Annotated in this window: 21 protein-coding genes; 9 read left to right on the top strand and 12 right to left on the bottom strand. The window is 36.3% G+C overall.

Annotation, left to right across the window (positions count from 1 at the left end):
• The first annotated feature begins 313 nt into the window (after positions 1-313).
• Entirely contained in the window at positions 314-574 is a 261-nt protein-coding gene (locus FJR04_RS21365) for a hypothetical protein (protein ID WP_168498553.1), read from the top strand.
• A 182-nt stretch (positions 575-756) separates the two neighbouring features.
• On the opposite strand, the gene FJR04_RS21360 is transcribed toward FJR04_RS21365, so the two are convergent.
• Positions 757-1,395: a hypothetical protein gene (locus FJR04_RS21360; protein WP_168498551.1), complete on the bottom strand. Its 639-nt coding sequence runs from the start codon at positions 1,393-1,395 to the stop codon at positions 757-759.
• 234 nt (positions 1,396-1,629) lie between these two features.
• Positions 1,630-1,956: a YbjQ family protein gene (locus FJR04_RS21355; RefSeq protein WP_168498549.1), complete on the bottom strand. Its 327-nt coding sequence runs from the start codon at positions 1,954-1,956 to the stop codon at positions 1,630-1,632.
• Positions 1,957-2,309: 353 nt separating this feature from the next.
• Here FJR04_RS21355 and FJR04_RS21350 point away from each other — a divergent pair, with 353 nt between their 5' ends.
• The gene (locus FJR04_RS21350; RefSeq protein WP_168498547.1) at positions 2,310-2,990 is read left to right on the top strand and encodes a tetratricopeptide repeat protein; all 681 of its coding nucleotides are present in this window, start codon (positions 2,310-2,312) and stop codon (positions 2,988-2,990) included.
• 204 nt (positions 2,991-3,194) lie between these two features.
• A complete protein-coding gene (locus FJR04_RS21345; protein ID WP_174763567.1) occupies positions 3,195-3,347 on the top strand; it encodes a hypothetical protein in 153 nt (50 codons plus the stop codon).
• Between the two features lie 20 nt (positions 3,348-3,367).
• Here the strand turns inward: FJR04_RS21345 and FJR04_RS21340 are convergent, their stop codons facing one another.
• The 8 genes from FJR04_RS21340 to FJR04_RS21305 form a co-directional block, all read right to left on the bottom strand.
• The gene (locus FJR04_RS21340; RefSeq protein ID WP_168498545.1) at positions 3,368-4,348 is read right to left on the bottom strand and encodes a hypothetical protein; all 981 of its coding nucleotides are present in this window, start codon (positions 4,346-4,348) and stop codon (positions 3,368-3,370) included.
• 3 nt (positions 4,349-4,351) lie between these two features.
• Positions 4,352-5,503, bottom strand: a complete 1,152-nt coding sequence (locus tag FJR04_RS21335) for a DUF3696 domain-containing protein (protein ID WP_168498543.1) — start codon at positions 5,501-5,503, stop codon at positions 4,352-4,354.
• On the bottom strand, positions 5,500-6,630 hold the full coding sequence (locus FJR04_RS21330; RefSeq protein WP_168498541.1) for a DUF262 domain-containing protein: 1,131 nt from the start codon (positions 6,628-6,630) through the stop codon (positions 5,500-5,502). Before FJR04_RS21330 ends, FJR04_RS21335 begins: the two co-directional genes overlap by 4 nt.
• A gap of 97 nt (positions 6,631-6,727) precedes the next feature.
• Entirely contained in the window at positions 6,728-7,450 is a 723-nt protein-coding gene (locus FJR04_RS21325) for a Uma2 family endonuclease (protein ID WP_168498538.1), read from the bottom strand.
• Between the two features lie 90 nt (positions 7,451-7,540).
• Positions 7,541-8,455 (bottom strand): methylenetetrahydrofolate reductase, encoded by a 915-nt coding sequence (locus FJR04_RS21320; protein ID WP_168498536.1) that lies wholly within the window; start codon positions 8,453-8,455, stop codon positions 7,541-7,543.
• A 59-nt stretch (positions 8,456-8,514) separates the two neighbouring features.
• Positions 8,515-9,522, bottom strand: a complete 1,008-nt coding sequence (gene trpS, locus FJR04_RS21315) for a tryptophan--tRNA ligase (protein ID WP_168498534.1) — start codon at positions 9,520-9,522, stop codon at positions 8,515-8,517.
• A 177-nt stretch (positions 9,523-9,699) separates the two neighbouring features.
• Positions 9,700-10,107 (bottom strand): type II toxin-antitoxin system HigA family antitoxin, encoded by a 408-nt coding sequence (locus FJR04_RS21310; RefSeq protein ID WP_168498532.1) that lies wholly within the window; start codon positions 10,105-10,107, stop codon positions 9,700-9,702.
• Positions 10,082-10,390 carry a type II toxin-antitoxin system HigB family toxin gene (locus FJR04_RS21305; RefSeq protein WP_168498530.1) on the bottom strand — a complete coding sequence of 103 codons (309 nt, stop codon included), beginning with the start codon at positions 10,388-10,390 and terminating at the stop codon, positions 10,082-10,084. The genes FJR04_RS21310 and FJR04_RS21305 overlap by 26 nt, the downstream gene beginning before the upstream one ends.
• A 245-nt stretch (positions 10,391-10,635) precedes the next feature.
• Between FJR04_RS21305 and FJR04_RS21300 the strand changes: the two genes are divergently transcribed.
• A complete protein-coding gene (locus FJR04_RS21300) occupies positions 10,636-12,213 on the top strand; it encodes a B12-binding domain-containing radical SAM protein (RefSeq protein ID WP_168498528.1) in 1,578 nt (525 codons plus the stop codon).
• A gap of 346 nt (positions 12,214-12,559) precedes the next feature.
• The gene (locus FJR04_RS21295) at positions 12,560-13,306 is read left to right on the top strand and encodes a DUF429 domain-containing protein (RefSeq protein ID WP_168498526.1); all 747 of its coding nucleotides are present in this window, start codon (positions 12,560-12,562) and stop codon (positions 13,304-13,306) included.
• Between the two features lie 126 nt (positions 13,307-13,432).
• Here FJR04_RS21295 and glgP read toward each other — a convergent pair whose 3' ends face one another.
• The gene (gene glgP, locus FJR04_RS21290) at positions 13,433-15,997 is read right to left on the bottom strand and encodes an alpha-glucan family phosphorylase (RefSeq protein WP_168498523.1); all 2,565 of its coding nucleotides are present in this window, start codon (positions 15,995-15,997) and stop codon (positions 13,433-13,435) included.
• A 743-nt stretch (positions 15,998-16,740) separates the two neighbouring features.
• Here glgP and FJR04_RS26530 point away from each other — a divergent pair.
• The 3 genes from FJR04_RS26530 (at position 16,741) to FJR04_RS21280 (ending at position 20,108) form a co-directional block, all read left to right on the top strand.
• Positions 16,741-16,869: a hypothetical protein gene (locus FJR04_RS26530; RefSeq protein ID WP_256366805.1), complete on the top strand. Its 129-nt coding sequence runs from the start codon at positions 16,741-16,743 to the stop codon at positions 16,867-16,869.
• 1,220 nt (positions 16,870-18,089) lie between these two features.
• On the top strand, positions 18,090-18,779 hold the full coding sequence (locus FJR04_RS21285) for a DapH/DapD/GlmU-related protein (protein WP_168498521.1): 690 nt from the start codon (positions 18,090-18,092) through the stop codon (positions 18,777-18,779).
• Positions 18,780-19,163: 384 nt separating this feature from the next.
• Positions 19,164-20,108, top strand: coding sequence for an aldo/keto reductase (locus FJR04_RS21280; protein ID WP_168498519.1), 945 nt, complete (start codon positions 19,164-19,166; stop codon positions 20,106-20,108).
• Positions 20,109-20,222: 114 nt separating this feature from the next.
• On the opposite strand, the gene FJR04_RS21275 is transcribed toward FJR04_RS21280, so the two are convergent.
• Positions 20,223-21,485, bottom strand: coding sequence for a hypothetical protein (locus FJR04_RS21275; RefSeq protein ID WP_168498517.1), 1,263 nt, complete (start codon positions 21,483-21,485; stop codon positions 20,223-20,225).
• A 220-nt stretch (positions 21,486-21,705) separates the two neighbouring features.
• Here FJR04_RS21275 and FJR04_RS21270 point away from each other — a divergent pair, with 220 nt between their 5' ends.
• A complete protein-coding gene (locus tag FJR04_RS21270; RefSeq protein ID WP_168498515.1) occupies positions 21,706-25,587 on the top strand; it encodes a filamentous hemagglutinin N-terminal domain-containing protein in 3,882 nt (1,293 codons plus the stop codon).
• Position 25,588 lies beyond the last annotated feature (1 nt).

Here is a 25,588-nt window from a genome sequence, read left to right as displayed (position 1 = left end):
ATTGATAGTATCAATGCAATTACGCCATTAAACAGAAATTTGAATTTTATGGATTTTAAAGAAGTTAAAACTCATGATCTTTTTGATTTTATGTCCCAAATAAGTCTGGAAATGTCCTCGGAGTATGACCGTATTCAAAAACGTGCTACTATATAGCGGTTATCGCCCTTGATGCAATACAATCGAGGGCGCAGACCCTGCGCCCCTACTGAGTTTGCGATTAGCTGACTGTATCTCACAAAGAGTGCATACCGCTATAATATGATTTAATATTAGAAAGGCAATTTCGTAATTAAACGGATCTTTGAATTTTATGGATATCGCACCTAATCAATCATCAACTCAATTTTTATCTTCAGAAGAATCAGCCCAAGTTGATGCAGCTTTGTTGTCTTCTCCGGAAAAGTTTTTAACTAGATTGACTATTTCTTCTTTGAGAATTTTACAACATATTGCTAAGGAATATGAAGTTCCTATTGAGGAGTTAACCACAAAACAAATTATTACTTGGTTTGAAATAGATGCAAAAGTTAGGCGAGAATATGGAGTTGAGGAGGCGTTTTTGAAGTGGTAGGTAGTTAATAATTGGTAATTTTTAAATAATAAAAAAAGCACTTGGAGAAAGTGCTTTATAAATTAATTGGTTTTTATAGTTAGTACATCATGGCGTTTTCAAACGATTAAAAATTAAGAACAAGCTGGTTTTATCTGCTTTTTTAATTTTTAATTATTAATTCCGCCCTGCGGTACTAGTTGTCAAGAATTGTAATTATTAGTTCTAGAAGGGGTACGCGCACCTGCTACTGCTCCGATTAAAGAAGCAACTAAACCTAAGAGAGAACCAAAGACAAACCACCACAAAGTTCTCGAAGTTGCAGCCGCAATATCACGGGTCTGTTCGGCAGTCAAGACGGGTATATTCGGCGTTACCAAATTGCCTTGTAGCTGTAGTTGATTAATAAGATCTGCTGCATTATAAGCAGCTACACCAAAAGCACCTAATACTCCATTTGCTAATAGAAAGGAGCTAAATGCTAGAGTTGTTGCCCAAAGAATTGCACCATTTAGTAGTGCTGTATCTTTGTGCATTGGACCACAAGCACGGGTTGTTATCCAACCGCCAATAAATAGGGACAATAGTAAAGCAAGTGTTGACCAAATTCCAACATTACTAATAATATTAGGGGTAATTGTTCTCGGTGCGAATGATTCAGCAATTGTTTCTGTACCCAGGGCGCTAAAAAAGGAACTCAAGATTAGTTGAGTTGCTAAAGCTACTAACACACCAGAAATAATAGGACCCCACCGCACACGGTCCCGATATTCAGTGACTCGACTAGCTACCAAAGACTCAGGAGGACTAATTTCCTCACCTACCCGATTTACGTATGACATAGCTATTTTTCTCCCTTGCTATTGCAGCAAAGTTGCTCAGGTATTGTATATTTTTTGAGAAAAAACCCTGGTTGGGAATTTTTTCTTCTCAACGCTCTTTTTTATGCTTATGTTTAAAATTAAATCGCTAATTATGATTTTAAATATCTATCAATAGAAAGACTTGTTTACTCTTTCTTTGGTCATAAATTGACTAGATAAGCTTAATTGATAAATTAAAAAATCAGGGAAATATTAACGAATTTTGACGGCTGTCCCTGTGGCTGTAATTACTAATAAAACACCAGATTGATCAACATTAATTGTGCCGGTGTCAACGGCGATACCAATGACAGCATCTGCGCCTAAACGTTGCGCTCTTTGTTCTAATTCTTCCATTGCTTTTCGTTGTCCTTCTTCAAATAACCGCTCGTAGCTACCGGTGCGTCCACCAACAATATCTCGAATACTCGCTAAAAAATCTCGTAAGAAATTGCTACCATAGACAACTTCTGCTGTCACAATACCTAGATATGATTGAATTACAGCGCCTTGAATAACATCAGTAGTAGTTAGAAGCATAAATTTAATAAAAAGAAGGACTAAGCCATATTTTGATTTTCAGTTTTACCTTATGCACTTGCAATCTGCTCTGGCTGTGGTAAGGTTTCTGACAATTTAAAAATAACATATATTATATAGTTAGTCATAAGTGAGATGGAAATTTATGAAATTCTGGGTCAATCAAGATATTTGCATGATTATTTGTCCTTATTGCTTGGCGAAGGTATTAATTCATTGCTATAATGGTGTGTCAAGTTATTTAATAAATTATTAATATTCTGTGAATGTGAATAAATACGCATTACAAAAAGAGATATTTTTGTTTTAATGTACAAATAAAAATAATTTAACAGACTGTAGGAAATTTTACTATGTACAAAAAAACATCATTTGTGTTAACTGTCTTATTATTAGGATGTTTTGTTACTAGTACACCTGTAGTAGCACAAACCGATGTATTAGTTGCACAAGCTAAGAATTCAGAGTTGAAAAATTTGATAGAAGAGGGAAAAAGACTGGTAGATTCTGGAGATTATAATGGAGCGATCGCTGTTTATCAAAGAGCCGCTAAGTTAGATCCCAGGAATGCCAGAATTCATGCAGGTGTTGGCTATTTATATACACAACAAGGGAATTTTCCCTTAGCCTTAGCTGCTTATCGGCGAGCGATCGCTATTAATCCTAATAGTAGTGATTTTTACTATGCTGTTGGTTATATAAAAAGTAACACAAGAGATAACAACGGCGCAAAAGAAGCTTATCGTCGTGCTATCCAATTGAATCGTAATAATATCAACGCTTATCTAGGATTAGGAGTTGCTCAAACTAGTTTAGGTGATTATAAAGCAGCTATGTGGGCTTATGAACAAGCAATTAATCTTGATAGAAATAATCCTCGTATCTATGAATTAATGGGTACAATGTTCAAGCAGCGACGACAAACTACACAAGCCAACAGTGTTCTTAGAAAAGCATTAGATTTGTATCGCCGGGGAAATGATACAGAAGGAGTAGGACGGGTACAAACAATGCTGGGACAAATAGGTGGTTAGATGTAGTTATTAAAATATCTAACTCAAATTGCTGTGATTTTATTCCACATTCCGCATTTCAATAAATAGTATGAAGTGCGGAATGTTTACATCTCTAAGGGTTAAGTTAGATCACTATTTATTTGTCATTAGATTCTTTTTTTCTCTACTCATATAAGTTACATTTTGTCAAAATAATTTAGATCATTTCCCCTGACTGCACTCATGGCTGTAAATGAAGTTATGAATGTTTGTTTTCGTTATTGGAAGGAACAGGGAACGGCTGATAATTTATCTGGTTTGATGAACTTTCAGGATTTTCAAGAATTGATGGATGTGCCGCAATATTTAGCTGTGGAAAAGCAGTATAAAAAATGAATTATGAACAGCATTAATAATTATGTTCGATAATTTACTGTAGGAAGATGACGACCTATATAGCCAATAATAATTTTTCCTGGCTGCAATGGAAAGAAATGAATCCGCCAATTACAAAACCTTAATTTAATATGACGTTCAAATAAACGTTCCTCATCATCAGGACAAGTAAATAGTCTTTCTTGTCCATATTTGTTTAAAGTTGGTTCACTTTCTCCAGATTCATCAAGAGAATAACCTGTGACACTAAATCCTCCACTTTTCCAATTTTGACAACATTTCTGAAGTTCAATTAGGGTTTTATATACTGGTGCTAATTCTAATTGTCTACATTGAATATTTTTTAACTGTTTGCTGACATGATCACAAAATTCTAGATTAGGAAATAACTCTTCTTTTCTATCCCAAATATCCTCACCATCAGTAATAGATGCTTGAATTTGCCCTTGTATCCATTCAGTATGATCTTGAACATGAATATTACAACTAGCGTGACGAATTTCTAAAATTTTTCTATCTTCTTCACCATTTTCCGTATATTCTAGGTAGTTGATTTCCAAGTTGCTTAAATTCCAGCATTCATCTGATATAAAACTAATTGCTAATGTATTAATTCCTAATATATCAAGTAAATAAGCAATACCTAATCCAACTGCAACTATTCCTTGATAATAAAATTCTGATAATCCTTGATTATTTTCAATATCTTGAATTTCTGAATTGATAATATTCGTGGAAAAAGGACTTCCTGTAGCTAAAGTTTTAATAAAAATCTGTTCTTCTTTTGCTACTTCTTGATCATTTAGCCAGCTACGTAAAGGATATTCATGGGCAAGTATAGTTTTATAAAAATCATATTGAGTACGAAGATAAACTTTTACTCCTTGAGATTTTACTGCTTTAACAGTTTTAATGAAGTTTGACATCCATTCTCGTGCTGTTTGCTGATCATAAGCAGGATTTTGTAGAGAGAGTTCATTTAATATTAAGTCAATTTCCACAATTTACTCTCCCGCAGGTTCTAACAAAATATCCAAACTTTTTTCCCACTCATCAAAAAATCCATCAGGCCATCTATCAATCCTGCCATTTCGATCAATGCGTGGTGAAATAACTTTTGTAAAAGCTTGTTTTTGTTTTTCTTGACGTTGTAAATAATGTAATTGCACATCTTCTGGTTTAATTTTCCCTCCATGAACAGCTAAACGAATACCATTTAAAACATGATCACTATGGGTTTCTATCACCACTTGAATACCACAACTAGCTGCTAATGCTAATAATTCTCCCATTTTTGCTTGTCCTCTAGGGTGAAGATGTGCTTCTGGATTTTCAACTAGAATTAATGTACCAGGAGGGGATGCAAGTACAGCTACAATAATTGGTAACGTGTAGATAATTCCAAATCCTACATTAGTAGAACGATAACGGTTACTATCTCCAGAACCACACCGTATATTTATGACACCCATATCGAGGCTTGATTTAATTTTGAAGCGTGTACCAGGGCTAATTTCTCCCATCCATGCTTCTACTTGATCTATTAGTTTTAAGGATAGAATTTCTGGACCATCATACTGGGATTGGGAAAATTTTACATTTGGATGACTTAATTTCGTATCAAAAATATCCTTACTTTCATTAATTTCTAAGAAATGTATAGTATATTCGCATCTATTACCTAACGTTCCTAGACGTTGTACTTTGTCATAAGATATTTTATTAAAAGCTCTTGAACCTATACGTTCTGCTGGAATATAATGGAAATTTTTCGTAAATAGGCTAGTTTGATAAACTTCATCGTTTATTTTTGAAAAAAGATTAATAAAACTATTATCCAAATTTTCTGTTTCTTGAAATTTCCATATTCCTTGTTTTCCATCTGACCAAACAATATCGAAAATTATAAAATCTTCTTTTTTTGCTCCTTCAAAAAGAGCATCTTTTACTGTCCCAATATTAACTAAATCACCATTCAGCGTTAGTCCATTTTCTGGTAATAATTTCTGTAAATAAGACTGACGCAGTAAAAGCAATGATTGTAGAATTGAAGATTTACCGGTACTGTTCAAACCAGACAGAAGTGTTAAAGGTTTGAATGGAAGTAACTGCTCTTGAAAAGGTTTGAAGTTTTGCAATTTTATGGAAACAATCATGAAAGTACCTCTTGAATTATTTTTTCTATAATGCTGAATCGGTATTGAACCTTTTCAGATGCCTGTGAAATAGATTTTAGAAAAATTTTGTCATTATCCATATTATCAATAAATTTATTGATTAATTCTTCCCGTTTACTTATTAATATTTTCATTTGTTCATCATTTAATTTACTAATATTTACAGACCAAGCCTCAAACAAAGCCTTATTTATTGGATATTGCCGTTTTTGGGATGTAGATATTTTACGAAAAGCATCTTTATTAAAGAGATTCCAAGCAGCAATCATAGTTCGTTGAAAATTATTTTCAATTTGATTTAAATCAGTTTCTGTAAGTCTATTGGTTTTAGATAGTGCTTTGGTTAAAAAAGTATCTCTATTATTACTGTATTCTTCGTAAGGAGTTAAGGTAAAAGCTAGAAAACCAAGTATAAATTCTCGATCTTCCATCCGCATTTTTCGTTTTTTGTCTAGTTGAACTACTTGCAGAAATTCGGAAGATCCAGCAAGTTTAGTTAAAAATTTTGTTCCCTTACCAGGATTGAGAGCATGACGTAGTTCTTGAGGAGATAGAGCTAATCCTCCCGTGTTAATACGTTTAAAAATATTATACTTAATTTCTGGCGGTGTTCCTTTTTCAATTAAATATACTGTTAGTTGAGTTTCTTCAAGACGACGTTGATATCGGCGATCAATTTCATCAAAGGTTTTATCTTTGAGATGGGTAAGATACTCTAACCCAGAAAGTTTTAGTTCTTTGTCAAGCATAAACCGTTTTAGTGCGAATAATCTTTGTAATCCATCTACTACTAACCATTTATCTTCATTAGTAGCATCTATATAAAATGCTGGTATAGGAATACGAATTATTATAGATTCTATTAACCTACTTTGAGCATCTTCTTGCCATATATCGGCATGACGCTGGAAATCAGGTGCTAAGTCAAGTTCTTCTTTATTTATTCTCTTGAGTAATAGCTCTATCGTAGGTTCTTTCGTGCTAATATTAATCTGATCGGGGTCATATATGAAAGTATCTTTCTCATATTGTTGATCATTACTATCTTCTACATCTAAATTTTTATCATCAAGTAATTCTGTGTTGTTATCATTCAAATCTATCACGGCATTTACTCCTTACTAATTCTATTTATATCTTCTCCCACTTCTCGTAAATCTAAAATTGATACTATCGCATTTTTAACCCAAAATCCAAATAATATTAAGCTTCCGGTTCAACTCCCAAAGCACGCAATTGTGCTGCCAAGCGATTTGCTCTTTCTTCACCAGTTAATAACAAATTACCTTGCAAATCCCACCACCGCAACCAGGGTAATTCCATATTTTTATATTCTCCCTGCCATAAACCCAACTCAATACCCATAGTTGTAATTGGATAATGTCCTCTTTCATTTGCTGTTAATAACTGATATTGTCCACCAATTAATTCATAAACTTCTACACTTGCTTTATTCACTTCATAAATGCCATAAAAAGCGGGTTTAATGACTTGTTCATAAATCCAGAATTTACCTTTCCAAGGCGTTTTATCTCGCTCTTCTGCACCATTTCCAGAAACAAATTCTAACACAATTAATGGCGAAATATATTCTTGCCACAGTACATAGGAACGTCGGGTTTTACCATTGAGTAAAGGTGGGACATTCGGGACATAATACCAGTCTGGGGCTTCTGCACCTTTTTCTGGTGGCTCGGTAATACGCCAATAGATACCGCAATCTTGACCTATAGTATATTGTTCATCTGGATGGAGTTTTTGTAATACTTGTGTGATGGACTCTGTTAGTAGAATGCTTTGGGGATGTGCCTGGAAATTTTTTACAAAAGTACCGTTAGAGTCTGGTAGTTGGGTATGATCTGGAAGAGAGGTTTCTGGGTAAGGGCGTAAGTCTGGATCTTCCTGGATATCAGTTGTAAAAGTCATATATCCTCCTGCTGGTGTGAGGTTTATTCTAGTTTAGCAAAATTAGGAGGTAAAGCGATCGCACATAAGTTAATACGATCGCATTTCCTCCTAACTAACTTTCTCCACCCCCGCTAAATCCAAAATTGGTGCAATCAAATCTTCCCGCTTCACCGCCATCAAATGCACACCTTGACACAATTCCCGCGCAATTTGCACTTGTTCTGCTGCAATTTTGATTCCTTCTTCTAGAGGATGTTTCGCTTTTGCTAATCTCTCAATAATGTGTTCAGGAATATTCACACCGGGAACAGCCTTATTAATAAACTGGGCATTTTTTGCCGATTTCAAGAGAAAAATTCCCGCTAAAATTGGTTTGTTGTAACCACAAGCAATTTTATCCATGAACTTTTCTAATATTTCAAAATCAGTAATTAATTGACTTTGAAAAAATTGCGCCCCGGCTGCTATTTTCTTTTCAAAACGACTTTGCAAACCTGACCAACTTTTAGATTGGGGATCTACTGCTGCACCTGCAAATAAATCTAATGCTCCATCAGTGAGGGGTTTCTCATTAAAATCAACACCCTGATTCATGTTTCTAATTAACTGCAATAACCGCACAGCTTCCAAATCAAAAACAGGTTTTGCATCAGGATGATCACCTGCTTTTACAGGGTCGCCAGTTAAAGCTAAAATGTTGCGGATACCCAAAGCATGAGCGCCCATTAAATCTGCTTGTATTCCGATTCTATTACGATCGCGGCAAGCAAACTGACAAATCGGCTCAATACCATTCTGCAATAAAATCACCGAGGCTACCAACGAAGACATCCGCATTACGGCACGGCTACCATCAGTAATATTGACAGCATGAACCCTTCCCTTAAGAGTCGCTGCCATTTCGATGGTATGGGTGGGATCTCCTCCCTTGGGAGGTGCAACTTCGGCGGTAATTAAAAAGTCACCAGCAAGGGCGGCTTTACGGAAGTTATTAAAAGCACTGGAGCTATGGGTATCCGGCATAATGTTATCACTTCGGTTTTCTTAAAGGGTAAAACAAATTACACCTAAAAGCTTAAACCTTAGAGAGGGACAGAGAAACCCAAAGCAGCTTTCACATCTGCTAGAGTCTGATTAGCGATCGCTCTGGCTTTCTCTCCACCATCCCGCAACACAGAGTCTAAATAACCTTTATCGGCCATTACCTCCTGATATTTGTCTTGAATTGGCTTTAAAGCATGAATCGCCGTTTCTGTCAACAAAGGTTTAAATTGTCCCCAACCCATATCTGCACATTCTGCTGCTACATCTTCCTTAGTTTTTCCCGACAGCAGCATATACAAAGTTAACAGGTTATGGCATTCTGGACGATCTACATCATCAAAGGTTAAACCCCTCACCAAGTCAGTTTTACAGCGTTTAATCTTCTTCGTAATCTCCTCTGGTGAATCTAAAACATTAATCCGACTTAATTCTGAAGGATCAGATTTTGACATTTTCCGAGTTCCATCTGTCAAACTCATCACCCTTGCACCTTCTTTTCTAATTAAAGGATCTGGTAATTTTAATACAGGCGCTTTTTTCGCAAATTGATGATTAAAGCGATTGACGATATCCCGCGTTAGTTCTAAATGTTGCTTTTGATCTTCACCTACAGGCACTTTATCAGCTTGATAAAGCAGAATATCCGCCGCCATGAGTACGGGATAATCTAACAAACCAACACCGACATTTTCCCCTTGTTTAACGGCTTTTTCTTTAAACTGGATCATATCTTGCAACCAGTTCAGGGGAGTAATGCAATTTAGCAACCAGGTAAGTTCACTGTGTGCGGAAACATGAGACTGGACAAAAATACTAGAATGCTGTAAATCAATGCCACAAGCTAAATATAAAGCCGCAATGTTGTAAGTATCAGCCGCTAAAGTGGCGGGGTTATGTGGTACAGTGATGGCGTGTAAATCTACCACACAAAAGAAATTTTCATATTGGTCTTGAATTTCTACCCAGTTGCGAATCGCACCTAAATAGTTTCCTAAGTGTAAGTTACCAGTTGGTTGAACTCCCGACAAAACGCGCTGCTTACCCATAATTATCCGTTATTTATCTCCTCTTCCCCGCTTTGTAAATGGGGCGGTTACAACACTCATTTTAGTAGTCATTGGGGATTAGTGATGGGATTAATGAAAAGTATCTTTTGTCTTTTTCCGATTTTTGCCATAAGTTTATTAACAATTAATAATTTTAAACATTACCTAGTCAAGCCATTATTCAGCTAAATAAGTAGGATTTATTTTGAAAAAAACTGCTAATTCTTGAGTTTGTTTTTCTGTTAATTGGCATTTACCATCAAGAATATCTAAAACTATGAACTCACTTTCTAAGACAGCAACTAAATCTTTGGGTTGCAGATTAGATTCTTCTAGTAAAGCTTGAAGGAGTGCAATACCTTTTAGAGGAGGTATTATTTCATGTTGTTGTTCATAATCATAAACAAGAGTACCAAGAACCTGAAGATAGTCTCGATCATCTTGTGTAATATTTCTTTGATCCAAAATAGAATTAATTTGATTTTGCGTAGCAATTAATTCATCTTCATTGGTAATTGGCCGTGGCGGAAATGTGGTAATTAGCTTGATATAGTAGTTACTAGGAGTTTTTAAACCAGTTGTCATTTTTCCAATTCTCCTTATCGTATTCAGAATGAGTGAGTACAGCACGGATAAATAAAAGTTGATATTCGTAATCTATATAGGTTATCAGCCTATAATGATTACCTTTGATATTAAAAATAGTCAAGTTACCCACTAAGTCTGCTGATGGAAAAATTTGTCTAACATCATTAAAAGTTTCTAATTGAGAATCAGATATGCGCTGATACCATAGTAAAAGTCCTGATTCCGCTTGGGAGTGCTTTCCCCAAAAGTCTCTAAGTATTTTTTTGCTAATAACACGCATTCAGTTAACACAACAACATTATAGCTATTTTCAGGTAAATTTACCATATATTTTGTTTCATGTTTCAGTCGCAGATAAATTTTGTTTACTACTCTGTTTCTGATCCCTACTTCACGGATTTCTTTTCTAAAGAATCAAACTAAAAGAATCTGTACCTTTAGAGAGATAAAAACTAACTAACCCAGCTTTTATAGTTCAAGACTAAATGGGTTTTGAACTTAAATAAATATAGAGGCAGATGATTGATGAAAGCCTTATTAATCTGGCCAATAATGCCTAATTCCTTCTGGTCTTACCAGGAAACCCTTAATTTAGCTAATTTGCGGGCTACAAACCCGCCATTGGGTTTAATTACGGTTGCAGCGATATTACCCAGTGATTGGGAATTCAGATTGAGCGATCGCAATATCAGTCTAGAAACAGATGCAGATTGGGAATGGTGCGATATTGTGATCATCTCTGCAATGATTATTCAAAAACAAGATTTTGGCGAATTAATTAGGAAAGGTAAAAAGTTAGGTAAAAAGGTCGCAGTAGGTGGACCATTTGCCACATCTGTGCCAGAATTTGTTTTAGAAGCAGGAGCAGATTATTTAATTTTAGATGAAGGGGAAATCACCATTCCCATGTTTTTAGAGGCGTTAGAAAAGGGTGAAGAAAAGGGAATTTTTCGCGCTACAGAAAAACCAGATGTCACCACAACTCCTTTACCCCGATTTGATTTATTAGATTTAAATGCTTATACAGCAATGACTGTGCAGTTTTCACGGGGTTGTCCATTCCAGTGTGAATTTTGCGATATTATTACGCTTTTTGGTCGCAAACCCCGGACGAAAACACCTGAACAAATTCTTGCAGAATTAGATGTATTATATCAGATGGGTTGGTGGCGTTATGTATTCATAGTTGATGATAACTTTATTGGCAATAAACGTAATGCTAAAGTCTTTTTAAGGGAATTAATTCCTTGGATGGAAAAACGTAATTATCCTTTTGCGTTATTAACAGAAGCTTCTTTGAATTTAGCGGAAGATGATGAATTATTAGAATTGATGGTAAAAGCTGGTTTTGTTCAAGTATTTATGGGGATTGAAACTCCTGATGTAGATAGTCTAATCGGCATTAATAAACCACAAAATACTCGGAATTCCTTAGTGGAATCTTGCAATAAAATTACTAAAGCCGGATTACAAATTATGTCTGGTTTTATTTTGGGATTTGATGGGGAAAAACCAGGTGCAGGTAAACGAATTCAAGAGTTTGTAGAAGAAACCTGTATTCCCCAAGCTCATCTAAATTTACTCCAAGCTTTACCCAATACGGCTATGTGGACTCGTCTGCAAAAAGAAGGACGGTTAATGGATGGATTAGGTGAATTTGTCGGTTCTCAAAAAGCTTTGATGAATTTTGTTCCGACTCGACCAATGTCGCAAATTGCTGAGGAGTTTATTGAAACTTTTTGGAATTTATATGAACCTATGCCATATCTGAAACGGACGTTTAAACATTTTATGATGATGGAAGGTTGGCGGGCTAAATATGAAAGAACTTTAACTAAACCAGAGTTCCAATTTTTAATGTCTATTTGTTGGCGACAAGGGGTATTACGTTCTACACGGTTTGTTTTTTGGCAGCAATTAATAACAATGGCAGGGCGTAAACCTCATCTATTATATGATTATTTAATTGCTTTAGGTACAGGCGAACATTTTTTCAAGTTCCGTCATGAGGTGAAGGCAGAAATAGAATCGGAATTAGCAGAATTACAGCAACAGGAACGGCAACAAAAAGCCATTAGTTTAGAGTTAGAAACTGTGAATTGATTTGGTGTTGCCTAATGGCGGTATAATTTATATTTCGCGCAAAGAGACAAAGGGGCAAAGGCGCAAAGTTGAAAATTTGGAATTTTCCAATTTCGGCGTTGCTGAATTAGGGTATGAAATTCAAAAATCAATGATTTCAAACTCTTACTCTCTGTAGACTCTGCGCCTCTGCGTGAAACAAAATCATACTCTTAATCAGCAACGCCCAATATCGCTATCGCTGTTAATTTAAAGGACTTACACAACTCGGCACAGGTGAAAAGATAGAGACTTTCCATGGAAGGTCTCTAGATTCTTTTCTGGAGATGTCTACTATAATTAGAAATTGGGTGTTTTTGTGTGCTAAATGAAATTTATTGGTATTGATTTGGGCTGGAAGTCTCAACCAAGTGGACTATGCTGTTTAGAATTAAGAGATGGAAAACTGCAATTATTGGATTTAGATCGCCAAGACTCTATTGCAGATATCCTGACTTGGATTGATAAAAGTGTAAAATTAGACGAATCTGCTATTGTGGCTGTTGATGCCCCAACGCTGATACCCAATGCGACTGGAAGTCGTTTACCTGATAAACTTAGTCATAAATATTTTGGTAAATATCATGCTGGTTGCTATCCAGCCAACCAAAATTTAGCCTTTGCAGAACGGACAATTAACTTTGGTTTAGAATTAGAATCCCGCGGCTTTGTCCATGCTCCCACTATTGAACCACAAAAACTGGGAAGATATCAAATCGAGGTTTTCCCGCACCCAGCCATAGTTAATTTATTTAATTTACAACGAATTCTCAAATATAAAAAAGGACGACTGAGCGATCGCCAATTAGAATTGATTAAACTATATAATTACATTCTAGAAGTCTTACCATCTATCTCTCCTCATCTACATCTATCTGCGTTTATCTGTGGTCAATTTCCCCATACAGGTGCAAAACTCAAAGAAACAGAAGATAAACTCGATAGCCTCATTTGCGCTTATGTAGCCGCTTACTGGTGGTATTGGGGGACACAACGCAACCTAGTATTAGGTGATGATACCACTGGCTATATTGTTATCCCACAGCGAATTTCAGAGGTAATTGGTGATTGGTAATTGGTGATTGGTGATTGGTAAGAATTATTTCTCCTACCTCCTGCTCCCTGCTCCCCTGCTCCCCTGCTCCCCTGCTCCCTAACTCCCTTATAGAGACGTTCCATGGAACGCCTCTACGCAATGATATTATTCAGCCCAAGCGATTAACCTGGGTTCATAAGGACTAGAGAGGTATTGATTGCGAGGTAAAACACGCAAAGACATACCTTGCAAACCAGAAATAGTGTAAGTGATATTTGCCGTATAAACACTTAAACCTTCTGGATCAGATCCTTGGTAATCCATGACGACAGGGATAGCATTGACAATATCACCATTGGCATCAATAGAACCTTGATAGAGTTCTACTTGAACATCATCATTTTTCAAAGTTGCTAAATCAACCTTAGCTTTTACCGCTACAGTTTGATTAACTTCAATATCTGATGCTGCGGATACGTCAACATCCTTGATTTTGATGTTAAACCAATGTTCCCCTAGTTTCGCTTTCCAAGCGGCTAATTCCTTGGCTGGGGCATAATTATCAACAGTGAGGGTATGATAGCGATCGCTCGCCGGGAAATAAGCCCTAACTGCATATTCTCGCACCATCCGGGCTGTATTAAAGAAAGGACAATTCAAGCGAATTGCATCCTTCATTTTTGCCACCCAAGGACGAGGTAAGCCATCACCATCACGATGATCATAGAATAAGGGAACAACTTCCTTTTCTAGTAACTCATAAAGAGCATTAGCTTCTACTTCATCTTGGTAATTGGGATCTTCGTAATTTTCCCCATGGCCAATTGCCCAACCAGTGCGGACATAATCAGCTTCATCCCACCAGCCATCAAGTACACTTAAGTTTGGTAAACCATTCATTGCGGCTTTCATGCCACTTGTACCAGAAGCTTCACGGGGACGACGGGGGGTATTTAACCAGATATCACAACCTGCTACCATCAAGCGAGCGATGTGAATATCGTAGTTAGGAACAAACACCACTTGTTTTTCTAAGTGTTGTTCATGGATAAAGTGATTAATATCCCGGATTAATTCTTTCCCCGGAATATCTTTAGGGTGGGCTTTCCCAGCAATGACAAACTGCACCTTGCGGTTTTTATTCCCTAGCAAAATCCGCTTGATTCTATCCAAATCACGCATCCATAAGGTAGCGCGTTTGTATGTGGCAAAGCGACGGGCAAAACCAATAGTTAAAACGTTAGGATCAAGAACTTCCTGGGCTTGGGCAATTTCCGAGGCCGAAGCACCGCGATCGCGTAAATGCTTCACTAAATGTTCTCGGACATACAAAACCATATCCAAGCGGCAGCGTTCATGGTTGCGCCATAATTCCTCATCAGGAATCCCATCCATTCGTTCCCACAATTGGTTATCTGGTGGTGCTGATGACCAGTTTGGACCAAGATAGCGATCGTATAATTCCTGAGTAGATTTACTCACACAACTGCGAGCATGAACCCCGTTAGTAATAGCGGTAATTGGCACTTCTTCCACAGGAACTTTTTGCCACAAACCCTGGAACATCTGCCGGGAGACAACACCATGCAATTGTGCCACACCATTGGAGAATGTCGCCATCTTCAGGGCTAAAACTGCCATACTGAAGGGGCTAGACAAATCACCAGTATTTTCTCTTCCCAAACCTAAAAATTGCTCTTTAGGTAAACCAAAGATATCTGCGTAGTAACCCAGATAATACAAAATCTTATCGGGGGCAAATAAGTCAATACCAGCGGGTACGGGAGTGTGAGTAGTGAAGATATTGCTAGAGGATACTACCTGTCTAGCTTGTCTGTAACTCAGTCCTTCTTCCTGAATCAGAATCCGAATCCGTTCTAAAGCAGAGAAGGCCGCATGACCTTCATTCATGTGATAAGCTGTCACCTCATAACCCAAGGCTTTCAGCATTTGCACTCCACCTATGCCCAGCATAATTTCCTGGTGGATACGCATATCTATATCACCACCATACAATTGATCGGTGATGTCGTGGTCGTAAGCCTTATTGGGTTCGATATTGGTATCAAGCATATACAGGGGTACTGTCCCTACTTGGACACGCCACACTCGTGCATATACCTTGCGTCCTGGATAATCTACCGCAATTCGCAGTTCTGTACCATCAGGATTCCGTTCTAAATGCAAGGGCATATTATAGAAATCATTGATGGGATAGCGTTCCTGTTGCCAACCATCAGCATTAAGATACTGAGCAAAGTAGCCTTGTTGGTACAGTAACCCTACGCCTACCAGCGGTAATCCCAAATCACTAGCCGATTTGAGGTGATCTCCTGCTAGTACGCCCAAACCACCTGAGTACACAGGTAAACAATCTACTAACCCAAATTCAGCCGAAAAATAGGCGTAACATTCTTTGGTTTGTTGATTTCTTTGTTTTTTATACCAAGTGCGCTCTTGCAAATAATCTTCTAATTGCCGCGCGGCTCGATCTACTTGTGCTAAAAAGCCTTCATCTTCGACAACTTCTAGCAGCCGCTTTTGGCTGATTGTTCCCAGCATTAAGACTGGATTATGATGGCTTGATTCCCACAAGTCAGGATCTAAGCGCCGAAATAAGTCTTTGCTCTCAACATTCCAATCAAAGTGAAGATTGTATGCCAGTTTCCGCAAAGGTTCTAGCCTGGATGGTAGTGAAGGAGATACGTTAAAAGTGCGAATTGGCTGCATAGTTTAGAAAAACTTTTAAGTTCAGCTATGGTTATTGTTTACTGTTTTTACTTAATGTTGCCAACTCTTTATACTATGTTTGTGAATTTTTGATGACTTTGTTAAGAATTGATAATCATTTAATTGTCTAGATAGACATTACGCCAATAGCTTTCATGAGTCTAGGGGTTTTCCTAAGTTATTACCAAAGCTTTAGTAAAATTTAATTATGTGTCCTTTGGTTAGGCAATATAGCAATACCAAGGGTGGGTGTACTTCTATCACAGGGAACAGGCTGGAAAGTCTGTGTGTATCATTTAGTTGATATCCCAACCAGCTTTATAGTTGCTGTATTTCGGGAAAAGCGATCGCTAAAAACTTAGATTAAATATGTAGCATTTTTACTGCCAATTAACAATCATGACAGTATTTACCCCCAATGTGCTGTAGTTATCCGGATCTAATCTTCCCCTATCCGGATATTCAGAAATATCTTTACTGAATTTGTTTATGAATTCACAAAATTAGAGAATGTTTGAAAGTTTTAGGCGCTACGACATAAGTCAAGTCCTAAGAAAATCAAGAATTTGAAACCCACGGAGGTGGGTTTTGTCTGTGTAGCTACGACTTCTAGTCGCCAGGGCTAATTAAAAAAAATGTCCCACCAATTAAAAATATGCTATGCTTAAAAGCAATTGTTTTTAATTAACAATTATGTAATTAAAAGTGTAATTTAGTTAGCCTATAAATCATCTTTGTGCAACATGATTAGAGCCATATACTCTAGAAAATTTTTACAAGAAAGCCGTCACAGCAATCGGGGGAGTGCTGTCTTGTTTGCACCAATGGTGAATTTTAATGTAATGGCAGACGTTGGTGATAATCCACCTTAAATTTATTTATAAGTAGTAGTGCCAAAAAATGCACATTTTGGCAAGTAAACAGAGAACATAACAAGATTACAAAGATTCCTCTGCTTCTAAAAAATGTAAGTAGGCAAGTTTAATTAAAAGCAAGATAGAAAAGGTATCTAAAACTCTTATCAATCAATGGCTTGATCAGATATTGAACCTGCTCGATTATCTTATAATTAATTTTGCTGAGGTACGTATAGAGTATTCTAACTGAAAAATGATTCAGAAGTATCATTTTGTGCGCGGAGCGTGGCAGATGAATTCTCTGTTATCATGCCAACTAAGTAGGTAGGTGGGAAAACTTATAACTATGTCATTGCGAGTGGAACGGAGTGGAACGCAGCAATCCCAAGAGTTTTGGGTAATTTACAGTTCGTTACATAGTTGGGTTGATTAGCATCTACCTACTTATAGCCATCTAAAATGCAGTGTAGTCAAAAATCTCCAAGATGCTAAACGGAGTAAAGCATGACTGGGTATTTTATTTCTTGAAACACTCTTCAACAATGGACAATTGGTTAATTTTGTTTAAAATTTCTTTTTTGCAAGATAAACAGCAAAAAACCTTTCCTTATTTTCAATCTTCTACCATTGCCAGATAGGTAATTGAAAATGATAAATTGATAAGTTTTTCTTCCGCTTGTTACCAAAATACACAACTGTATCTATAGTTGCATCAAAAACTTTTCAATTTTGTCAATGTACTCTTATTGTTCCATACTTGTTGATTCTTACTAGTACAAAACGGCAAAAATCAACTACCAATCTCACAACATTAGCAAGCTTAGAGATTAAGCATTTTTAAAATTCCAAATCATGATTTAGTTTACAAAAATGTCTTTTACTACCAAGACTTCTCGATTAATGAAAAAGGGTAAAAGAGAAAGCAAAACCTTTTCCTAAACCAACTTAACTAATTCTCTACATCTTCAGGCTTCTAACTCGAAAAAAAGATTGGTATTATAGATTTCCAAGAGACTGCGGACTGTTTTTAGGATAATCTCACATTGGGCTTCATGGTGAATAATTACTAATTAACTGCATCTAGAAATACAGAAATTCTCAATCATTTGGGAACAATCTTCAGTGGTCAATAGTAGGCATTATGCAAAAATCAAATAATAGTCCTACACCACAAGATACAAAAAAATATCAATTTTTCACCTTGTCTAAATAATTTATTGGAGATATTTTTAGCTATGATTAACCAACAATATTCTGCAAAATTAAAGCGATTCCAAGAACTATTAATAACCACCTTATTAGGAAGTATTCCTAATATTGCCCTGGGTCCTCAATTAAGAAGATTAATATATCAACATATTTTTGCAGTTCTTGGTAATAAAGTTTACATTCAGCATGATGTAGAGTTTTTCTCTACTGCTTGTATTGAAATAGGCAATGGGGTACATATATTTAAAAATGTGCGTTTAGATGCCAAAGGACACCCAAACAATAAAATTCATTTAGCAAATGGAGTAGCACTTGAGCGCAATGTGGATATAGGTTGTTTAGAAAATACCTGCATACACATAGGTGAAAATACTTTTATTGCTCCTAACGTTTGTATTGCCGGACCTGGAGATATCCACATTGGTAAACACTGTATGATAGCGAGCCATTCTGGACTATATGCTAATAATCACATTTTTAGCAATCCATTGTTACCAATAAAGGATCAAGGTATTACTCGCCAAGGAATTACCATTGAAGATGACTGCTGGTTAGGACATGGAGTAACTGTATTAGATGGCGTTACTATTGGTAAAGGTAGCGTTATTGGTGCAGGTGCGGTTGTCAATAGAGATATTCCCCCTTATTCCATTGCAGTGGGTATACCGGCAAAAGTTATTAAGAGCCGAGTTGCAAACGTAATTTGTAATTTGTAATTACTCCTGTAGGGGCGAAGCATTCGGACGATAATTTATCGGTTTTTCCCAAGTTTATTTTCCGAATGCTTCGCCCTTACACTTACTTACTTTGCCCGTACACTTACACCGAATACTGATACTTCCATCTCCCGTCATGTATACGCCCCTAACCGAAAGACTTTTATAGCTAACGCCACCCTTACGCTATCAGCAAACCATGTAGACAGTGAACAGTTTTTGGTCAAATTGCATTAGTCCTGGATAGACTAAGAAAGTAAAGAAATGTAAATATAACCAATTTGACCAAAATGGAAACCATTACATACAGTTTTTGGTCTAATTGCATTAGTCGTAGATAGACTAAGAAAGTAAAGAAATGTAAATATAACCAATTTGACCAAAATGGAAACCATCACATTAGGAAAAAATGGTCTCGCTGTTCCCCCTCTTTGTATAGGGACTTGGGCTTGGGGTGATAAAATATTTTGGAACTACGGCGACAGCTACGGAGAAGAACAGTTACAAGCAGCTTTTACCGCAGCCTTAGATGCTGGTGTCACTTTCTTTGACACTGCGGAAGTTTACAGTTTAGGACTTTCAGAACAGTTGTTAGGAAAGTTCATGAAACAAACCTCCCAACAAGTGCAAATTGCCACAAAGTTTGGCCCCTTACCTTGGCGTTGGGATGGTAAATCTGTATCTGAAGCCTTAACCGCTAGTCTTCAACGTCTCCAAGTTGAGAAAATTGAATTATATCAAGTTCATTGGCCTTTCACTTTATTTTTGAGCCAAGAAACTCTGATGAATACCCTTGCAGATGAAGTGAAACGGGGGAGAATTGGTGCAGTTGGTGTGAGTAATTATTCAGCCGCCCAAATGCGAGAAGCACACCAGCTATTAGCCGCTAGAGGTGTACCTTTGGCTGTAAATCAGGTGCGTTATTCTCTACTAACACGCCAAATAGAAGGTAAAGGCATTTCTCAAACAGCCCGTGATTTAGGTGTAACTATTTTAGCTTATAGTCCCTTAGCGCAAGGATTACTCACAGGTAAGTATACACCCTCTCAAAATCCTACGGGCGCAAGAAGCATAGATCCGCGATTTAGTCGAGATGGTTTAAATAAAATCGCCCCAGTTTTATCTTTATTAAGAGAAATTGGTGAAAAATACGATCGCACTCCCGCTCAAGTATCCTTAAATTGGTTAATTGCCCAAGGTAATGTAATTCCCATTGCTGGAGTTAAAAATGCTGAACAAGTTAAACAAAATGTTGGTGCTTTAGGTTGGAAAATGACTGAAGATGAAATTGCCGAATTAGAAAAAATTTCCCGTCCTTGGTTACATTAATTTAACTTTGAATACCGCGCAAATATTCCTAATATAGGTGAGGTGAAAATCCTCACTTGCCAAACATTCATCCCCACAGCATAATTTGATTTTTCGACTATTAAGAAAAACGAATTACTTTAATTGCTGAATTCTTTGATTGGCTAATGTCAATAATCGTTGTGACTCAGCATAAGCAGTAGTCCCTGGTTTAATGGTATTAAGTTGAGTCATAACTCCCTGAATTTCGGCTCTAATTTGATTTTTGTCAGTTGGTGGAGAAGCAATCAATCGTTGAATTTCTTTGTTAGCTTCGTTAAGAATTTCCACTGCATCACTTTCCATTTGCTGACGAATCTTAATAGTTCCTAAATTGGTTTGATATTGTGCTATTAATGTTTGCGCTTCCACATAACTAGGTTCAGTAACTTCAATTCTTTTTAATTGCTGAATTGCATCTTCCCATAATTCACCAATTTGTCCCCATCTTTGAGTTGTATGAGGGGGATTTTGGGCAGATTTCGCAGCAGCTAAAGCATACTGTTTTCCAGCTTCAATTAAAGTCGAACTGCGTTGATCAACAACAGTATTTTGTTTGACTTGATATGCAGCTATTAATTTTTGTGCATCTAAATAACGGGGATTTTTATTTGGTACTTGTTCAAGTCTAGTAATTGCTTGTTGCCATAATTCGGATGCTGCTTGAGAGTTTGTAGATTTAACTTTCTGGGCTTCTAAATCAAATTCCTGGGCAGCAGCAATAAAATTACTAATTTGCACATTTTCAAAATCACGTTTGTAGGCTGCAAGTTGAGTTTGGGAATTTTTACCAGCGAATGTTTGTTGAGAAATTTGATCTAATTTATCTATAGCTGTTTGCCAAGATGCGATCGCAATTTCTCGATCTTTTGTATTTTTCGCTTCTTGATATTCCTGCTTTGCTGTCAGTAACGCTTTCTGTGCTTCATTAAATGGTACTAAAGCATTTTTATCCTGAAAAGCCACAGCTTCTAACCGTGCTACTCGCTGACGTGCTTGTTCAAATTCATCAAAAGTAAACTTCCAGGAACAACCAAATAAAGTACAATAACGTTGAGGATAGTAACCCAAAAACCAAACTGGTAAATATTCCAAGTGTTTTTTAGCATCTTTGACTTTTTCTCCACCCCGTTCAATATCTGCAATGCTAGTAGCTTTACTAATTAATTGATCTGCCTGTTCCAGAGAATCAATAGCACCTCGGTAGTGAAGATCCATACTCATAAAACTGGGTAATAACAGCAATGGCGCTGCTTGAGCTACAGGTTGACGAATCATGGGGTAAGGTAAATTTACAACCCACAATATCCCTGCTGTACCCCCTACAATAATCGCCGCAAATTTTATTTTACCGAACATAGTCATTCATATTTAAGATACATACTAGACCGTATAGTATGATATCGCCAGAAATATGCAAAAAAGTTTACCTGGAAAACATTCTCCTTCACCTTATAAACCTCCGTAATTTACCTATAAGTAATTCTAACCATTATTTCTCATCTTTCTATAAATATTTACGTAAATATATAGTATTATTACAGATAAAGCGAGTTAGGTCAAAGCAAGGATTTTAAAAATGCAGCCTCAAACACAGCAGTATTGCAAATTAGGACTAACCACTTTATTTATTATTGGTGGCACAATTACAAATCAAAGTGCATTTGCTCAACTTACACCAGATAACACATTAGGTACAGAAAGCTCAATTGTGAACCAAATTAATCTTTCCAAAGACAGAATAGAAGGTGGTGCTACGAGAGATACAAATCTATTTCATAGTTTTCAAGAATTTAATGTAGATGCAGGTAAAAGTGTTTATTTTGCAAATCCTACAGGAATTGACAATATATTAACTCGTGTCACTGGTGGTAATGTTTCTAATATTTTAGGAAAGTTAGGAATAGAAGGAACAGCAAATTTATTTTTAATTAATCCCCATGGAATTATTTTTGGACAAAATGCCAGTTTAGATATTAGTGGATCATTTACTGCTACAACTGCGGATAGTATTAAATTAGGAGAGGATGGTTTATTTAGTGCAACTAATCCCCAAGGTAGTAATTTACTTTCTGTGCAACCAGGAGCATTATTCAAAAATGCTTTAATAACTCAGCAATCAGAAATTAAAAATGAAGGTAATTTGGAAGTTGGTCAAAATCTAACATTTAATGCAGATAATCTTAGTTTATCTGGTCAATTACAAGCAGGGGGAGATATTAATTTGAATGCCCCTAATCAAGTTACAATTACAAACGCTAAAATTAATAGTACAAATGCTAATGGCTTTGGTGTAATTAAAATTGGTAGTTTTCAAGACCCTATTAATACCTTTTTACCTCAACATATTATCATCAATAATTCTACTTTAAGCACCAATAACACTAGCTCTGAATTTGCTGGAGATATTATATTAAATGCCAGTAAACAAATAGAGATTAATAATAGTAATGTATCCAGTGAGGGAAATTTTGGACGTATCTTTATCGGTAAATCTCAAACTTTAAATGAACCATTTTCACCTATAAATGTCATAATTGATAATTCTAATTTAAATACTAAAAACAGTAATATTATAGAGGCTAATGACGAAAATATTGATGCAGGTGATATATCTATTGATGCACTGAATAGGATTGATTTATTAAATAAATCTCGCATAGAAACATCTACTGTTCGTAAGGGAAATGCAGGTAATATTATAATTACAACTGGTTCATTATCAGTCAAAGATAATGCTAGAATCTTATCACGAAATGATGGTGGACAAGGAAATGCAGGTAGTATAACCATCACTGCCAGTGATATAGTTGAATTGGCTGGAACTCAACAAAATGGAGATGCTACTGTTGGCACTGATGTAGCAAATGAAGGAATAGGAAATGGTAATAATATTAATATAATAGCACGCTCAATCTTTATTAAAGATAAAGCTATAGTTGCTGCTAGTATTATTAATGGTAAAGGCGAAAATAACCTAAAAGCACAAGCGGGTAACGTAAATATTACAGCCAGTGAAGAAGTTGCTATTAACAATAATGCAGTCATTTTTAGTGAAGTAGGTGAGGCATCAATAGGTAATGGTGGTTCAATAAATATAAAAGCTCCTACTGTTTCTCTTGATAGTGGTGGCTCTTTAATTACACAAATTAGAAAAAATGGTCAAGGCGATGGAGGAGATGTAAATATCTCAAGTAATTCACTTTCTGTCAAAAATGGTAGTAAATTATTTGCTGGCACATTTGGAAATGGAAACGCAGGAAACATCACAATTACTAACAGCGAAACTGTAATTTTTGATGGCACAGGAAACAATATATGGAATAGTGACCCTTCCAGTGGTGCTTTCAGTACAGCAGAAGAAGGAGCAGTAGGCAAAGGCGGGAATGTGGATATTTCCACTAAATCTCTAGAATTGCTGAATGAGTCTAGACTTTCTGCTAGTACATCGGGAAAAGGAGATGCAGGTAATGTGAAGATTACTGCTACTGATACCATTAAATTTGATGGTAAAAGTGTTGCTGTTAGTCGCGTCGAGTCAGAGGCAGTAGGAAACGCAGGAGGTGTAGAAATTTCTACCAAATCTCTAGAACTGCTAAATGGTTCTTACTTTTCTGCCAGTACCCTTGGTAAGGGAGATGCAGGTAGTGTGAAGATTACCGCTACTGATACTATCAAGTTTGAGGGAATAAGTGCTGCTGAGAGTCTTGTAGAAGAAAGAGCAGTAGGAAACGCAGGAGGTGTAGAAATCTCTACCAAATCTCTAGAACTGCTGGGTGATTCTAGACTTAATGCCAATACCTTTGGTCAAGGGAATGCAGGTAATGTGAAGATTACTGCTACTGATACCGTTAAATTTGATGGTAAAAGTGGTGTTAGTAGCCAAGTTGCACCAAACGCAGTAGGAAACGCAGGAGGTGTAGAAATCTCTACCAAATCTCTAGAACTGCTAAATGGTTCTGAACTTTCTGCTAATACCTTTGGTCAAGGGAATGCAGGTATAATTAAAATCATAACTAAAAATTTAAACATCCAAGGACGAGGAGCAGGAATTAGCGCTGCTACCATAGAGAAAGGTAATGGTGGTAGCATTCTTATTAATGCTGATGAAGTCAATATTAGTAATACTGATGAAGTCAATATTAGTAATACTGATGAAGTCAATATTACTAATGTTAATAGATTCAATATTAGTAACGCTGATGGAATCAATATTGATAATCTTGCAGGAATTGCGGCTTTGACTACCAGTCAAGGGAACAGTGGTAATATTATTATTAATGCTTCAAAAGAGATTAATATTAGTGGTAATAGTTTATTGACAGTAGAAACAACAAGTACAGGTAATGCAGGTAATATTCAAATTATTACACCACAATTAAATATTCAAAATGCTGCTAATGTTTCTGCTGCTACATCTGGTTCTGGTAAAGGTGGAAATATTCAAATTAATGCTAATGACTTCAAAACTGAATCTGGTGGAAAATTAATCACAACAACCTCTGCTGCTGGACAAGCAGGTACGATTATTTTAAAAATTAAAGATAATCTATATTTAACTGGAGAAGATACAGGAATATTTGCGAATACAAAAAAAGGTTCAACTGGAGCAGGTGGTAGTATTGATATTGACCCTATTACTATGCTGATTGAAAATGGAGCAAGTATTAAAGTGGATAGTCAAGGGACAGGAATAGCAGGTAATATAAAAATTGAAGCTGGTAATTTAACTTTAAATAATCGAGGCACAATTAGTGCAGAAACTTTTGGAGGTGAAGGAGGTAATATTAATTTAAAGATTGCTGAAAATATTGAATTAAGAAACAATAGTCTGATTTCTGCGGAAGCAGGAAATGCAGGAAATGGTGGTAATATCAATATCAATGCAGGTGGATTTGTTTTAGCATTTCTTAATGAAAATAGTGATATTGTTGCTAATGCTTTTGCTGGAACAGGGGGTACAGTTACAGGGAAAGCTGTAGGTATATTTGGTTTTCGTCAATTTATCAAAGAACGTACTCCAGAAAGTGATTTTATTGCTAGTTCCAAGTTAGGCATAGATGGTATTGTTAGCATCGAAACAAATCAACAAAACTTACCTCAAGTATCTCCTGACTTTATCAATATAGAAAGTCTCAATAAAAATGTTTGTGCTATCAAAGATGATAAAATTGCTGGTGGTAATTCTTTCACTATTACTGGTAAAGGTGGTTTACCTTTAGATAGTTATGAATTAATTAGCAATTCTCCTGCTTTTGTAGAATGGGAAAATAATTCAGAAGTAGTTACACAAGTTTCTAATTCTCCAGTCAAAGTTACTCAAAAAAATACAAATCATCCTCAAAAAATTCAACAAGCCCAAGGTTGGATAATTGGTGAAAATGGTAAAGTAATTCTCACGGCTGATAGTCAAAAAGTAACTTTACAAACTGATAAAAATAATCTGCCTGATTGTAAATAAT

The sequence above is a fragment of the Anabaena sp. UHCC 0204 genome (assembly GCF_009711975.1).
In the GTDB taxonomy this organism is placed as follows: Bacteria; Cyanobacteriota; Cyanobacteriia; order Cyanobacteriales; family Nostocaceae; genus Dolichospermum.
Note: the sequence above shows the minus strand (reverse complement) of the source record. Positions and strands in the feature narration are given on the sequence as shown.